The sequence below is a fragment of the Streptomyces malaysiense genome (assembly GCF_000980885.2).
Classification (GTDB): Bacteria; Actinomycetota; Actinomycetes; order Streptomycetales; family Streptomycetaceae; genus Streptomyces; species Streptomyces malaysiense.
This window is the reverse complement of sequence record NZ_LBDA02000078.1, coordinates 1-1,244: the sequence shown is the minus strand read 5'-3', so window position 1 is coordinate 1,244 and position 1,244 is coordinate 1. Positions and strand designations below refer to the sequence as shown.

Sequence of the window (1,244 nt, the reverse complement as noted above, 5' to 3'; positions counted from 1 at the left end):
GAGGTTCCCCCGGCGTGCGGGAAGTGCTGATCAGCTGGTCAGGAGGGGGTGACGGGGTTTCAGGTTCGTTCGTTCGGCCGTTGCCCGGTCGGCGTAGTGCTTCTCCTCGAACTCGATCGGGCTGAGGTAGCCGAGCCGTTTCTGGATGCGCCGGGAGTTGTAGAACCCATCGATGTACTCGAACAGCGCCAGGTTCGCCTCGGCCCGGGTGGCGAAGACGCGGCCGCGGATGCACTCCGTCTTGGTGATCATCCACAGGTTCTCCGCGAGAGCGTTGTCGTACGAGTCTCCGACCGAGCCCATGGATGCCTGAACTCCCGCTCGCAGTAGGCGAGTTGTGAGTTTGATCGACGTATATTGACAGCCGTGATCCGCGTGATGGATGAGCTGTCCGGGCTCGACCTCGCGGGACGCGAGGGCGTACTCGAGCGTGGACAGCACCAGGTCGGCGTCCGCGCGGGCGGAGGTCTCCCAGGCCACCACCCGGCGGGAGAACGCATCCCGGATCGCGGACAGCCACAACGGGCCCTCGCCGGTCGCGATCATCGTCAGATCGGTGACCCACAGCCGGTTCGGCGCACTCGCGGTGAAGTCGCGCTGGACCAGGTCCGGGGCCAGAGTGGCCTTGGGATCCCGGCGCGTGAAGCCCTTGCGACGTGGGCTGATGCCCGCGATGTCGGCCTCGCGCATCAGGCGCTCGACCCGCTTGCGGCCCACATGGACGCCCTCGCGCTTGAGTACGGCGTGCACGCGCGGCGAGCCGTAGATCCCGCCCGAGTCGGCGTGGATCTCCTTGATCTGCTCGGTCAGTTCCGCGTCCCGGCGCACGCGTTCGCACGGCTCGCGCTCGGCACGACGCCAGCGGTAGTACGTCGAGGAGGCGATGGAAAGTTCCCGGAGTACGCACTCGACCCCCAGATGCGGGTGCTCGTCAACGAGCGCCGTCACCTGGGCCGGGTCGGGTCGAGCTGCGCCGCGAAAAACGCCGAGGCCGTCCGCAGGACCTCGTTCGCCCGCTTGAGCTGGACGTTCTCCCTGCGCAGCGCGGCGAGCTCGGCGCGTTCGTCGGTGGTCAGCCGGTCGTCACGCTCGCCGGCGTCCGCCTCGGCCTGTCGGATCCAGCCGCGCAGGGCCTCGGGATGCACACCAAGATCGACGGCGAGCTTCTTGATCTGCGGCTTCGGCTCGGAGGCGCGGTACATCCGCACCGCACGCTCGCGCAACTCCAGCGAGTACTTTCTGGG

At 68.0% G+C, this 1,244-nt stretch carries 2 protein-coding genes; both read right to left on the bottom strand.

The annotated features are described in order from the left end of the window. Positions 1 to 30: 30 nt before the first annotated feature. Positions 31 to 948, bottom strand: coding sequence for an IS3 family transposase (locus VT52_RS28440; protein WP_019065507.1), 918 nt, complete (start codon positions 946 to 948; stop codon positions 31 to 33). Beyond that, positions 945 to 1,244, bottom strand: a 300-nt coding sequence (locus VT52_RS28435; protein ID WP_053055747.1) for a transposase, incomplete at its 5' end; no start/stop codon positions are given. The genes VT52_RS28435 and VT52_RS28440, both read right to left, overlap by 4 nt.